The following is a 13,360-nucleotide window of genomic DNA, read 5'->3' as shown; positions in this document are numbered from 1 at the left end:
GCCCGCCGGCTCGCGCCCCGCTGCTCCACCGGCCCCGCTCAGTACCAGGACCCGCGCGCCGGCGGCAGCGCGGCGATCTCCGTCAGGTCCTCGCGGGTGAGTATCAGCTGCGCGGCCTTGGCGTTCTGCGCGGCCCAGCGCTCCTTCTTCGTGCCCGGTACCGGGACGACGTGCCGGCCCTGGGCCAGCACCCATGCCAGCGCCACCTGCCCCGGTGTGGCGCCGTACCGGGCACCGACCCGCCGCAGCCCCGCCACCACCGGCTGGTTCGCGGCCATCATCTCGGCGGTGAAGCGGGGGTGGCGGGCCCGTATGTCCTCCGGTTCGAAGCCCTGCCCCGGGGTGAGGGTGCCGGTCAGATAGCCGTTGCCCAGCGGCATCGCCGCGAGGAAACCGACACCCCGCGACTCACACCACGGCAGCAGCGCCTCCCGCGCCTCCGGCGACCACACCGACAGCTCCGCCTGCACGCTGCTGACCGGGAACACCTGCTGAATGCGTTCCAGTTGGGCCAGCGTGCCGTCGTGCATCCGGGAACGGGGCCGCGCCCCGCCCGCCGACCGCCGCCCCGCACGGGCCGGCCGCACCGCCCGCGCCCCCACCGCGCACAGCCCCAGCGACCGCACCTTCCCCGCCTTCACCAGCTCCGCCATCGCCCCCCAGGTCTCCTCGACGGGCACCTCGGGATCGGCCCGGTGCAACTGATAGAGATCGATACGGTCGGTCTGCAGCCGGCGCAGCGAGGCGTCGCAGGCGCGCTTGACGTAACCGGGCCGCCCATTGGCGACGATGTGCTGCTCGCCCACCAGCAGCCCGCACTTGGTCGAGACGAACGCGTCCGCCCGCCGCTCCTTGAGCACCCGCCCCACCAGCAACTCGTTGGTGAACGGGCCGTACATATCGGCGGTGTCCAGCAGGCTGCACCCCCGGTCCAGCGCGGTGTGCACGGCCCGCAGCGAGCTGTCCAAGCTGCGCTGCGACTCGGTGTACCCCCAGCTCATCGGCATACAGCCGAGCCCGATGGCGCCCACTTCGAGAGCCGCCGCACCGATTGTCCTGCGCTCCACCTGGTTGTGCCTCCGTCCCCTCGCCCCCGGTCAAGGGCCTGACCAAACTAACGTCTGAGGAGAACGTCTCTTCGCATAGCCTGCGGCCATGGCAACCGCAGACCAGCGCAGCGCAGCGAACGACGTATGGCTCCCGATCCCGCCCGACGAGATCGAGGGACTCCCCGGCGGTCTCCACTACGTCCACTGGGACGCCGGCCCCGACTACCCGGCCGACCCCGAACGCTGCGTCTTCTACACCGTCCCCTACATGAAGGACACCGCGGTCAGCCTGCGCCCGCTGTCCCGGATGAGCCGTGTACGGGTGGTGCAGACCCTCACCGCCGGCGTCGACAACATGCTCCCGGGGCTGGAACGGATGCCGTCCGGTGCCCAACTGTGCAACGCCCGGGGGCTGCACGACGCCAGCACCGCCGAGCTGGCGCTCACCCTGATCCTGGCCGCGCTGCGCGATATCCCGGGCTTCGTACGGGGCCAGGACGCGGGGGAGTGGCGGGAGGGCTTCCAGCCGGCGCTCGCCGACAAGTCGGTCCTCATTGTGGGCTACGGTTCGATCGGCAGTGCCATCGAAGACCGGCTCACACCTTTTGCATGTGCGCGGGTGGCGCGCGTCGCACGCACCGCGCGTGACACTGTGCGCGGTCCTGTGCATCCACTCTCCGACTTGTCCGCCCTCCTGCCCGACGCGGACGTGGTCGTGCTGGCGACTCCGCTCACCGAGACCACCCGTGGCCTGGTCGGAACCGATTTCCTGGCGCGGATGAAGGACGGCGCACTGCTCGTGAACATCGCGCGCGGCCAGATCGTCGACACCAAGGCGCTGCTCGCCGAACTGGATTCGGGACGGCTGCGCGCCGCACTCGATGTCACCGATCCGGAACCCCTGCCCCCTGAGCATCCGCTGTGGCACGCTCCGGGCGTACTCATCACTCCACACGTCGGTGGCCCCAGCTCTGCCTTCCTGCCCCGCGCGAAGCGGCTGCTGCGCGACCAGTTGACGCTTTTCGCGGCCGGCGAGCCTCTGCGGAACGTGGTCACCACCGCCGACTGAGCGCTTGCGCGTAGCACTACGAGGCCGTACGACTGCACAGAGTGTCCATCGTGCGCCGCCAGTCACGCTCCGTAGAGACGCTATGTCCCTGAGTGACGGAACTGGTGTATCGTCCCGAGCGGGGACGACGCCGGGAAGGACACGGCGCGATGCGAAAGATCCGGAACTCGAGGGGGGCGACGGGCGATGTACAGCCGATGGATGATTCGCGAGAAGCGCGATCCACGAGCGCCCACGGGAATACTGCGAGGCTCCCGGGCGCACCGCTCGCCACGACGTCCGGCACGGCTGAGGGGGAGAGTCCGGTGAGCGCCCCCGGGGCGATGCTCTCCCGGCCCCCGGCATCGGCCGGAAACCCGCCGAGCACGGTCCCACAGATCGTCCTCGCCGTGGTCTGCGGCGGCTACGCCGTCGGAGCCGCCTTCGGCTGGGGATCGGCCGAAGTCGCCGCGTTCATGGGGGACTTCGGGCTCAGCTTCGCGGCGTTCCTGGCGGCCGTCTCCTGCGGTCTGTACGCCCGCAAGCGCCGCAGCCGGTTCCGTCCGGCATGGATGCTGTTCGCCGCGTCGTCCGGGATGGCCGGCCTCGGCAACGGCGTATGGGGCTGGTACGAGGTCGTCCTGCGCACCGAGGTGCCGAGTCCCTGCCTGGCCGACTTCTGCTTCCTGCTGTTCGCGCCACCGGCCATCGTCGGCCTGCTGGTACTCGCCAAGAGGCCCGTGACCAGGGCCGGGTGGGTCTGCCTGGGCCTCGACTCCTGGCTGATCGCAGGATCGCTGGTCACTCTCTCATGGAGCCTCGCGCTCGCGCACACCGCCCATTTCCAGGGCCGCAGCGTGGCGCAGAGCGCACTGTCGCTGGCCTATCCGCTGCTGGACATCGTGCTGGTGAGCATGGTGCTCGCACTGCACTTCCGGCGCTCCTCGGTGCACCGCTCGGCCATCAACACGGCCGTCGCGGCGCTGGCGCTGACGGTGCTGTGCGACGCCCTGTTCAGCTCGCCGCTGCTGCGCGAGCACTACCGCTCCGGCCAGATCCTGGACGCCGGCTGGTTCGCCGGCTCGATGCTGCTCGCGTACGCACCCTGGGTCGCCCGCCGCAGCGGCGAGGAGTGCGTCGAGGAGGACGTCAAGCCCGCCGCCCGCCGGGTCCCGCCGCACGGCAGCCGCCCCATCGCCGGCTCGCTCGCCGCGCTCACCCCGTATCTCGCCGCCGCCGTCTGCACGCTGGGCATCCTCACCAACGTCCTCGACGGGCGCCGCATCGACCGCGTGGTGCTCTTCACCGGTTGCACGGTCGTCCTGGCGCTGGTGGTCCGCCAGGGCATCATGCTGCTCGACAACATCACCCTCACCCAGGAACTGGCGCAGAAGGAGAACCACTTCCGCTCCCTGGTGCAGGGCTCCAGCGACGTCATCATGATCGCCGCCCCGACCGGCGTGCTCCGCTATGTGAGCCCGGCGGCCTCCGGTGTCTACGGCCGCGACGCCGAGGAGCTGGTCGGCTCCGAGCTGGCCTCGCTGATCCACCCCGAAGACCTGGGACGGGTGGTGCACGAGGTCCGCAGATTCCTCGCCGCCGCCCCCGAGGACGAACCGACCACCCGGATCGAATGCCGCTTCCGCGCCGGTGAGCAGCGCTCCGGCGGCGACGGCTGGCTGAACGTCGAATCCACGGTCAACCGCCACCACGGCGGCCTGATCTTCAACTCCCGCGATGTCACCGAGCGCGTCCGGCTGCAGGCCCAGCTCCAGCACAACGCCTCGCACGACGCACTCACCGACCTGCCCAACCGTGCGCTGTTCACCGAGCGCGTCACCCAGGCCGTCACCGGCCGCAGGGCGAGCGACCACGACACCGCCGTGCTCTACATCGACCTCGACGGCTTCAAGCAGGTCAATGACACCATCGGCCATCAGGCGGGCGACGAACTGCTGATCCAGGCCGCCCGCCGGCTCGGTGACTCGGTGCGCTCCGGGGACATAGCAGCCCGGCTGGGCGGCGACGAGTTCGCCGCGCTGATCACCGGCGACGGCACCCGCGACCCCGCCGCCCGCGAGTTCCGCATCCACGAGATCGCCGACCGGCTGCGCATCAAGCTCTCCGAGCCGTACCGCATCGACGGCCGGGACGTCCGGGTGGCGGCCAGCATCGGCGTCGCCTTCGCCGACCCCGGTGTGAGCCCCGCGGGCCTGCTGCGCAATGCCGACCTCGCGATGTACCGCGCCAAGCAGGCCGGCAAGGGCCGGGTGGAGCTCTACGCACCCCAGATGCAGAGCGAGGTGGCACACCGTGCCGAGCTCGCCACCAAGCTCCGTACGGCCCTGCACGACGGCGAGTTCGCGCTGCTGCACCAGCCGGTGGTCGAGCTGGCCGGCGGCCGGGTCACCGCGGTCGCGGCGCACGCCCGCTGGCGCTCCGCCCAGGGCATCCTCTTCACCCCCGCCGAATTCCTGCGGGTCGGCGACCGCGGCCGGTTCACCGACGACGGCGACCGCGCCGCGGAGCTGGACCGATGGCAGCTGGAGGAGGCCGTCGAGCAGGCCGCCGCGCGCCACCTCGCCGGCTATCCGGTCCCGGTGGCGGTCCGGCTCTCCGCCCGGCGGCTGCTGGACCACGCACTGTCCCCCAAGGGCGTCGAGTCGCTGCTCACCCGGCACGGCCTGCCCTCGCGCGCGCTCGTCCTGGAGCTGTCCGAGAGCGACTCCCGCATCCCGCTCGACGACCTGGAGCGCCGGCTGGTCGGGTTGCGCCGCCTGGGCGTACGGATCGCCCTCGACGGTTTCGGCAGCGGCTATGCCGCCATCAGCGCACTGCGCCGGCTGCCGGTCGACATCCTGCGGCTGGACCGCGGGCTGGTCGACGGAGTGGTGGAGTCCGCACGGCTGCACAAGATCACCGCAGGGCTGCTGCGGATCGCCGGAGACCTGGGCATGCAGTCCGTCGCGGACGGTGTCGACCTGCCCGAGCAGGTCCTCGCACTGCGCTCCATGGGCTGCACGCACGGCATGGGGACGGCCTTCTCCGGGCCGCTCGACGAACACCGGCTGCGGCGGTCCCTGACGCACGCCCACTACCCGGTTCCGGACCTGCCGGGACAGAGCCGGGCGGTGGTGCTCACCGGCAGCGGACTGCCCGTCCGTCACGGCGGATTGACGGCTCCGGATTCGCTCATGCATCCGCCATTGCGCTCAAATAGTGAGACCTCCGTCCCACCCACTTGACACTCGGTGCACGGCGGGGGGAGGGTCTGTGACATGCGCACCCGAATTCTCGTACTTGGAAAGCGCGTCGGCTGAAGCTGGGCCCCGGACGAAACCCGGCTCACACACCGACGCGCTCCCCTCGCTTGCCACCTGGCACGGGGGGTTTTTTGTTGCACAGCAACCTCACAAATCCGTCAAATCCCTCAGCTTCGAGAAGAGACGCAGATGACCGAGCAGGCCTCCGGGGCCCACCATCCTCAGCCGCGGGCCCGTCACTCCGGCGGACCGCAGTCCGTCGCCGTCGAGCACGTCACGGGAGCGCAGTCCCTGATCCGTTCGCTCGAGGAGGTCGGGGCCGACACGGTGTTCGGCATTCCCGGCGGTGCGATCCTGCCTGCGTACGACCCGATGATGGACTCCTCGAAGGTCCGGCACGTCCTGGTGCGTCACGAGCAGGGCGCCGGCCACGCGGCCACGGGCTACGCCCAGGCCACCGGCAGGGTCGGGGTGTGCATGGCGACCTCGGGCCCGGGTGCCACCAACCTCGTCACCCCGATCGCCGACGCCCATATGGACTCCGTCCCGCTGGTGGCGATCACCGGCCAGGTCGCGTCCAAGGCGATCGGCACGGACGCCTTCCAGGAGGCGGACATCTGCGGCATCACGATGCCGATCACCAAGCACAACTTCCTGGTCACCGACCCCGCCGAGATCCCGCGGACGATCGCCGAGGCGTTCCACATCGCGGCCACCGGCCGTCCCGGACCGGTCCTGGTCGACATCGCCAAGGACGCCCTCCAGGCGCAGACCACCTTCACCTGGCCGCCGCACACCGAGCTGCCCGGCTACCGCCCGGTGACCAAGCCGCACGCCAAGCAGATCCGTGAGGCCGCGCGGCTGATCGTCGAGTCCAAGCGCCCGGTGCTCTACGTCGGCGGCGGCGTGATGAAGGCCGGCGCCACCGCCGAGCTGAAGGTGCTCGCCGAGCTGACCGGCGCCCCCGTCACCACCACCCTGATGGCCCTGGGCTCCTTCCCCGACAGCCACCCGCAGCACGTCGGCATGCCGGGGATGCACGGTGCGGTCACCGCCGTCACCGCGCTGCAGAAGTCGGACCTGCTGATCACCCTCGGCGCCCGCTTCGACGACCGGGTCACCGGCAAGCTGGACTCCTTCGCGCCGTACGCCAAGGTCGTCCACGCGGACATCGACCCGGCGGAGATCGGCAAGAACCGCGCCGCGGACGTCCCGATCGTCGGTGACGCCCGCGAGGTCATCGCCGACCTGATCGTCGCCGTCCAGGCCGAGTACGACGCCGGCCACCGGGGCGACTACACCGCCTGGTGGAAGGACCTCAACCGCTGGCGCGACACCTACCCCCTCGGCTACGACCTGCCGGAGGACGGCACCCTCTCCCCGCAGCAGGTCATCGAGCGGATCGGCAAGCTCGCCCCCGCCGACACCATCTACGCCGCGGGCGTCGGCCAGCACCAGATGTGGGCCGCCCACTTCATCGGCTACGAACAGCCCTCGACCTGGCTGAACTCCGGTGGCGCCGGAACGATGGGCTACGCGGTCCCCGCCGCGATGGGCGCCAAGGCCGGTCAGCCGGACCGTATGGTCTGGGCGATCGACGGCGACGGCTGCTTCCAGATGACCAACCAGGAACTGGTCACCTGCGCGCTGAACAACATCCCGATCAAGGTCGCGATCATCAACAACGGCGCGCTGGGCATGGTCCGCCAGTGGCAGACCCTCTTCTACAACCAGCGCTACTCCAACACCGTGCTGCACTCCGGCCCCGAGTCCGACGGGCTCGTGACCGCGGGCAAGGCCAGCGGCGGCACCCGCGTCCCGGACTTCGTGAAGCTGTCCGAGGCCATGGGCTGTGTCGCGATGCGCTGCGAGGACCCGGCCGAGCTCGACGCGGTCATCGCCAAGGCCAATGCCATCAACGACCGCCCGGTCGTGATCGACTTCATCGTCCACGAGGACGCCCAGGTGTGGCCGATGGTCGCCGCCGGCACCTCCAACGACGAGGTCATGGCCGCCCGGGGCGTGCGTCCCGACTTCGGCGACAACGAAGACGACTGAGTCCAGGACGACACGGACGCACGGAAGAAGAGAGAAGACCATGTCCAAGCACACGCTCTCCGTCCTGGTGGAGAACACCCCCGGCATCCTCGCCCGGATCGCCGCGCTGTTCTCCCGCCGCGGCTTCAACATCGACTCGCTCGCGGTCGGGGTCACCGAGCACCCCGACATCTCCCGCATCACCATCGTGGTCAGCGTCGAGTCGCTGCCGCTGGAGCAGGTCACCAAGCAGCTCAACAAGCTCGTCAACGTCCTGAAGATCGTCGAGCTGGAGCCCGGTGCCGCGATCCAGCGCGAACTGGTCCTGGTCAAGGTCCGCGCCGACAACGAGACCCGCTCGCAGATCGTCGAGATCGTCCAGCTCTTCCGCGCCAAGACCGTGGACGTCTCCCCCGAGGCCGTCACGATCGAGGCCACCGGATCCAGTGAAAAGCTGGAGGCGATGCTCAAGATGCTGGAGCCGTTCGGGATCAAGGAGCTGGTGCAGTCCGGCACCATCGCCATAGGCCGTGGTGCCCGGTCCATCACGGACCGCTCGCTGCGTGCCCTGGACCGTTCGGCCTGACCCCGCGGTCCACCCCGGACCGCATGGCGAGACCCGCCGTCCTTTTCCCTCCCGCCCGACGTACTGTGTGGGCACCCCGCTAGATCCAAGGAGATACCCGAAGTGGCCGAGCTGTTCTACGACGACGATGCCGACCTGTCCATCATCCAGAACCGCAAGGTCGCGGTCATCGGCTACGGCAGCCAGGGCCACGCCCACGCGCTGTCCCTGCGCGACTCGGGTGTCGATGTGCGGGTCGGTCTGCACGAGGGTTCCAAGTCCAAGGCCAAGGCCGAGGAGCAGGGCCTGCGCGTGGTGACCCCCGCCGAGGCGGCCGCCGAGGCCGACGTCATCATGATCCTGGTGCCGGACCCGCTCCAGGCCAAGGTCTACGAGGAGTCCATCAAGGACCACCTGAAGGACGGCGACGCGCTGTTCTTCGGCCACGGCCTGAACATCCGCTACGGCTTCATCAAGGCCCCGGCCGGCGTGGACGTGTGCATGGTCGCCCCCAAGGGCCCGGGCCACCTCGTGCGCCGCCAGTACGAGGAAGGCCGCGGCGTGCCCTGCATCGCGGCCGTCGAGCAGGACGCGACCGGCAACGGCTTCGCGCTGGCGCTCTCGTACGCCAAGGGCATCGGCGGCACCCGCGCCGGCGTCATCAAGACCACCTTCACCGAGGAGACCGAGACCGACCTGTTCGGTGAGCAGGCCGTCCTGTGCGGTGGCGCCTCGGCGCTGGTCAAGGCCGGTTTCGAGACCCTGGTCGAGGCGGGCTACCAGCCGGAGATCGCGTACTTCGAGTGCCTCCACGAGCTCAAGCTGATCGTGGACCTGATGTACGAGGGCGGCCTGGAGAAGATGCGCTGGTCGGTCTCCGAGACCGCCGAGTGGGGCGACTACATCACCGGCCCGCGGATCGTGAACGAGAACACCAAGGCCGAGATGAAGAAGGTGCTCGCCGAGATCCAGGACGGCACCTTCGCCAACAACTGGATGGCGGAGTACAACGCCGGCCTGCCGAAGTACAACGAGTACAAGAAGGCCGACGAGGACCACCTCCTGGAGACCACCGGCAAGCAGCTGCGCAAGCTGATGAGCTGGGTGGACGACGAGGCGTAAGCCGAACGGACAGGGGGCCGCGGAACCGCTCGCGGCCCCCTCGTCCATGCGCCCGGCCACGGCCGCCGCGGCGCCTTGTCCACCGCGTAGAACCACGCACGGGTGATCCTTCCGCATCGGCACAGGACGCGCCCCCCACCGCCACTACACTGCCAAGCACAAGCGCGTCAGGCTCACAGCGTCGTGCGTCTTCCACGCGGCTTTCCCCCTTCACCGCCTTCGGCCGTCGGGACGGCCGTCCGCGAAGGACTAGTGAGGACTGAAGACCACGTGAGCTCGAAACCTGTCGTACTCATCGCCGAAGAGCTGTCGCCCGCCACCGTCGACGCCCTCGGGCCGGATTTCGAGATCCGGCACTGCAACGGCGCGGACCGCGCCGAGCTGCTCCCCGCGATCGCCGATGTCGACGCCGTCCTCGTGCGCAGCGCGACGAAGATCGACGCCGAGGCCATCGCCGCCGCCAAGAAGCTGAGGGTCGTCGCCCGTGCGGGCGTGGGCCTGGACAACGTCGACGTCTCCGCCGCCACCAAGGCCGGCGTGATGGTCGTCAACGCCCCGACCTCCAACATCGTCACCGCCGCCGAGCTGGCCTGCGGTCTGCTGGTCGCCACGGCCCGCAACATCCCGCAGGCCAACACCGCCCTGAAGAACGGCGAGTGGAAGCGCAGCAAGTACACCGGCGTCGAACTCAGCGAGAAGACCCTCGGCGTGGTCGGCCTCGGCCGGATCGGCGTCCTGGTCGCGCAGCGGATGTCGGCCTTCGGCATGAAGGTCGTCGCCTACGACCCCTACGTCCAGCCGGCCCGTGCCGCGCAGATGGGCGTCAAGCTGCTGACCCTCGACGAGCTGCTGGAGGTGTCGGACTTCATCACCGTGCACCTCCCCAAGACGCCCGAGACCGTCGGTCTCATCGGCGACGAGGCGCTGCACAAGGTCAAGCCGTCGGTCCGGATCGTCAACGCCGCGCGCGGCGGGATCGTCGACGAGGCGGCGCTGGCCACCGCGCTCAAGGAGGGCCGGGTGGCCGGCGCGGGCCTCGACGTCTACGCGACCGAGCCCTGCACCGACTCGCCGCTCTTCGAGTTCGACCAGGTCGTCGCCACCCCGCACCTCGGTGCCTCGACGGGTGAGGCGCAGGAGAAGGCCGGTATCTCGGTCGCCAAGTCGGTGCGCCTCGCGCTGGCCGGCGAGCTGGTGCCGGACGCGGTCAACGTCCAGGGCGGCGTGATCGCCGAGGACGTCAAGCCGGGGCTGCCGCTGGCCGAGCGCCTGGGCCGGATCTTCACCGCGTTGGCGGGCGAGGTCGCCATGCGCCTCGACGTCGAGGTGTACGGCGAGATCACCCAGCACGACGTCAAGGTGCTCGAACTCTCCGCGCTCAAGGGCGTGTTCGAGGACGTCGTGGACGAGACGGTGTCCTACGTCAACGCTCCGCTGTTCGCGCAGGAGCGCGGCGTGGAGGTGCGGCTGACGACCAGCAGCGAGTCGCCCGAGCACCGCAATGTGGTGACCGTGCGCGGCACCCTCGCGGGCGGCGACGAGGTGTCGATCTCCGGCACGCTGTCGGGCCACAAGAACACCCAGAAGATCGTCGCGGTCGGCGAGCACTCCATCGACCTGTCGCTCGCGAACCACATGGCCTTCATGCGCTACAGCGACCGCCCCGGTGTCGTCGGCACCGTCGGCCGGATCCTGGGCGAGGCGGGCATCAACATCGGCGGGATGCAGGTCTCCCGCGCCGATGTCGGCGGCGAGGCGCTGGTCGCGCTGACCGTCGACGACACGATTCCCCCGAACGTGCTCACCGAGATCGCCGAGGAGATCGGCGCGACCTCCGTGCGTGCGGTGAACCTCGGCGACTGATGCGTTGATATTCGCAGGTCAACGGGCCCGGCCCCCGCTTCGGCGGAGTGTCCGGGCCCGTTTGCGTGCCCGCATCGTACGGATGCCGCCGCGTTCCGCGACCGCGGCTCCGGTGCGGGCCGGTGGTCGGCGTTACCCATTCACTCGAATGGCGTAATGATGGCGTGGCGGGGGTGGGGTCGCGGGGCCCGTCGGCGCCGTCGTGCGGCAGTCGGGGCCGCCGGTCGCCGGTCCTCCCGAGTCGCTGGGGAGAGGGCGGCGTCGCGCAATGGGAACTGTGCGTGCCCGCTCGGCGTGTGCGGAAGGAGAGCGCCATGAATGCACCTCTGGGTGACGCCCCCCGGAGCCTGACCGGTCTGCATGTGGTCGATGCGGACGGTGCGAAGGTGGGCACGGTCCAGCAGGTCTACCGGGACGATGCCACCAACGACCCCGAGTGGATCACGGTGCGCACCGGGCTGTTCGGGATGAGGGAGACGTTCATCCCGCTCGCCGGGGCCCGTCGGGCCGGCGACGAGCTGCATGTTCCGCATGCCAAGGAGACCATCAAGGCGGCGCCGCGGATCGATGCCGACGGCCATCTCGATCCTTCCGAGGAGGCCGAGCTGTACCGCCACTACGGGATGGCCCGGCCGGGTGCGTCCGGCCCCGGGGGTGCGCCGGGCCCCGGCGGGGAGCCCGGCGCCGGCGGCAGGCCGGACCCGGGCTCCGGCGGGACCTCCTGACCCGGCGGCACGTCCGGGACCGACGGGATGTCGCCCGGGTGGGGCTGCGCGAGCGGAGGGGCGCCCGATCAATCGGAAGATGTACGACCGTTTAATACGGACGTCTGGTACGAGCGTATGTGCGGAGATAGGCTGCCCCTATGGGACACCGTGAAGACCTTCTGGAGGGCGCCAAGCGCTGCCTCCTGGAGAAGGGGTATGCGCGCACCACCGCCCGCGACATCGTGGCCGCATCCGGCGCCAACCTCGCCTCCATCGGATACCACTACGGCTCCAAGGACGCGCTGATGCGCCAGGCGATCATCGCGTCCAGTGAGGAGTGGGGCGCGAGCGTGGCCCAGGTACCGGCCGGCGGCGGCGGGGCGGAGGCGGGGGGCGCGGACCCGCTGGAACGGTTCGCCGCGGTCTGGGACGCGGTGCTGCAACGGATCTCCACGGAGCGGGAGTTCATCGCCGCGCAGGTCGAGGTGCTGGGGCTGCTGCCGCGCGACGCGGCGCTGCGCGAGGCGATCGGTGAGGTGCTCCCGGAGGGCGGCGAGGGGCTCGTCGCGGTCTTCGAAGGGGTGCCGGACACCGAGGTCGACCCGGAGTCGGCGCGCATCGTCGGCTCCTTCTACCAGGCCCTGCTGACCGGCCTGATGGTCCAGTCGCTGCTGACGCCGGACGCCATGCCCTCCGGCCGGGACCTGGCGACCGCACTGCGGCGGGTCACCGCGGGCGAGGTGCTGGAGAAGAAGTGACGCGCGTACGGTCCGCGGCCCGCCCGGCCCCCGGGAACGCCCTGGCGAACGGCCCGTTGTCAGTGGCCGGGTGCATCATCCTTCCATGAGCCGAAGCACCGCCGACGTCCTGCACACGCTCGCCCGCGAGCACCTTCCCCACGAGATCGCCGAGCGCTGGACCGGCCTGCTGCGGCCGGGGCTGCGCCTGGCGAAGGCCACGGACGCCGACCTGGTCGCCGGACGGCTCGGCGGCCTGCCGGAGCTGCCGGAGCCCGAGGAGTGGCCCGTATGGGAGGGCCGGGGCCCGCTCTCCTTCGTCGCGTCGGTCGACTGCGCCGCGCTCCCCTCCGACGCCCTCGACATCGCCCTGCCGACGGAGGGCACGCTGAACTTCTTCTACTTCGACGGGCAGTTGGACGACGGCTGTGCGGTGGTCGCGCCCGATGAACCCGACAGCTGGGCGGGGGCGCGCGTGAGCTACGTCCCCGCGGGCGTCCCCGTCGCCCGGCGGGCGGCTCCGGAGGGGATCCGGCCGTACCCCGAGGTGTCGCTGACCTCGCGCGTGGAGACGACGGCGCCGCACCCCCGGCATCCGGTGGTCCAGCGGGAGTTCGCGCCGATGTCCGCTGACCACCCGGTGGGAGGCGACGGCTTCGAGGACGCCCTGTGGGACCACTCCGAGGGCACCGAGCACCGCATCGGCGGTCATGCGCACCCCGTGCAGGGCGAGGTGGAGACCGAGGTCGCCCGTGGCGCCCTGGGCTCCCCGTCGTGGGACGACCCCCGTATCGAGGAAGAGGCGCTCGGCTGGGTGCTGCTCGCTCAGTTCGACAGTGACGACGACGCCGACATGATGTGGGGCGACTGCGGTGTCCTCTACTGGCTCATACGCCCCCAGGACCTGGCCGAACGCCGCTTCGACCGCGCGATGTTCACCTGGCAGTGCGGGTGACGGGCCGTCGCCCG

10 protein-coding genes are annotated in these 13,360 nt (G+C 70.6%); 9 read left to right on the top strand and 1 reads right to left on the bottom strand.

Translation table 11 applies throughout. The features are described 5' to 3' along the window. Positions 1–38 precede the first annotated feature (38 nt). The gene (locus tag Scani_RS03325) at positions 39–1,067 is read right to left on the bottom strand and encodes an aldo/keto reductase (RefSeq protein ID WP_159469848.1); all 1,029 of its coding nucleotides are present in this window, start codon (positions 1,065–1,067) and stop codon (positions 39–41) included. An 88-nt stretch (positions 1,068–1,155) separates the two neighbouring features. Between Scani_RS03325 and Scani_RS03320 the strand changes: the two genes are divergently transcribed. The 9 genes from Scani_RS03320 (at position 1,156) to Scani_RS03280 (ending at position 13,346) form a co-directional block, all read left to right on the top strand. Beyond that, positions 1,156–2,118 carry a 2-hydroxyacid dehydrogenase gene (locus tag Scani_RS03320; protein WP_159469846.1) on the top strand — a complete coding sequence of 321 codons (963 nt, stop codon included), beginning with the start codon at positions 1,156–1,158 and terminating at the stop codon, positions 2,116–2,118. A 305-nt stretch (positions 2,119–2,423) separates the two neighbouring features. Then, positions 2,424–5,342 carry a putative bifunctional diguanylate cyclase/phosphodiesterase gene (locus Scani_RS03315; RefSeq protein WP_174872601.1) on the top strand — a complete coding sequence of 973 codons (2,919 nt, stop codon included), beginning with the start codon at positions 2,424–2,426 and terminating at the stop codon, positions 5,340–5,342. A gap of 207 nt (positions 5,343–5,549) precedes the next feature. Beyond that, positions 5,550–7,418: an acetolactate synthase large subunit gene (locus Scani_RS03310; RefSeq protein ID WP_159469842.1), complete on the top strand. Its 1,869-nt coding sequence runs from the start codon at positions 5,550–5,552 to the stop codon at positions 7,416–7,418. Between the two features lie 40 nt (positions 7,419–7,458). Beyond that, on the top strand, positions 7,459–7,983 hold the full coding sequence (gene ilvN, locus Scani_RS03305) for an acetolactate synthase small subunit (RefSeq protein ID WP_030816355.1): 525 nt from the start codon (positions 7,459–7,461) through the stop codon (positions 7,981–7,983). Positions 7,984–8,085: 102 nt separating this feature from the next. Next, the gene (ilvC, locus tag Scani_RS03300) at positions 8,086–9,084 is read left to right on the top strand and encodes a ketol-acid reductoisomerase (protein WP_159469840.1); all 999 of its coding nucleotides are present in this window, start codon (positions 8,086–8,088) and stop codon (positions 9,082–9,084) included. Between the two features lie 270 nt (positions 9,085–9,354). Beyond that, complete coding sequence (gene serA, locus Scani_RS03295; protein ID WP_159469838.1) at positions 9,355–10,947, top strand: phosphoglycerate dehydrogenase; 1,593 nt, start codon at positions 9,355–9,357, stop codon at positions 10,945–10,947. Between the two features lie 314 nt (positions 10,948–11,261). Continuing rightward, positions 11,262–11,672 (top strand): PRC-barrel domain-containing protein, encoded by a 411-nt coding sequence (locus Scani_RS03290; protein WP_371872302.1) that lies wholly within the window; start codon positions 11,262–11,264, stop codon positions 11,670–11,672. 140 nt (positions 11,673–11,812) lie between these two features. Next, on the top strand, positions 11,813–12,412 hold the full coding sequence (locus tag Scani_RS03285) for a TetR/AcrR family transcriptional regulator (RefSeq protein ID WP_159469836.1): 600 nt from the start codon (positions 11,813–11,815) through the stop codon (positions 12,410–12,412). An 85-nt stretch (positions 12,413–12,497) separates the two neighbouring features. Further along, positions 12,498–13,346, top strand: coding sequence for a YwqG family protein (locus Scani_RS03280; protein ID WP_159469835.1), 849 nt, complete (start codon positions 12,498–12,500; stop codon positions 13,344–13,346). Positions 13,347–13,360 lie beyond the last annotated feature (14 nt).

It is taken from the genome of Streptomyces caniferus (assembly GCF_009811555.1).
GTDB classification, from domain to species: Bacteria; Actinomycetota; Actinomycetes; order Streptomycetales; family Streptomycetaceae; genus Streptomyces; species Streptomyces caniferus.
Note: the sequence above shows the minus strand (reverse complement) of the source record. Positions and strands in the feature narration are given on the sequence as shown.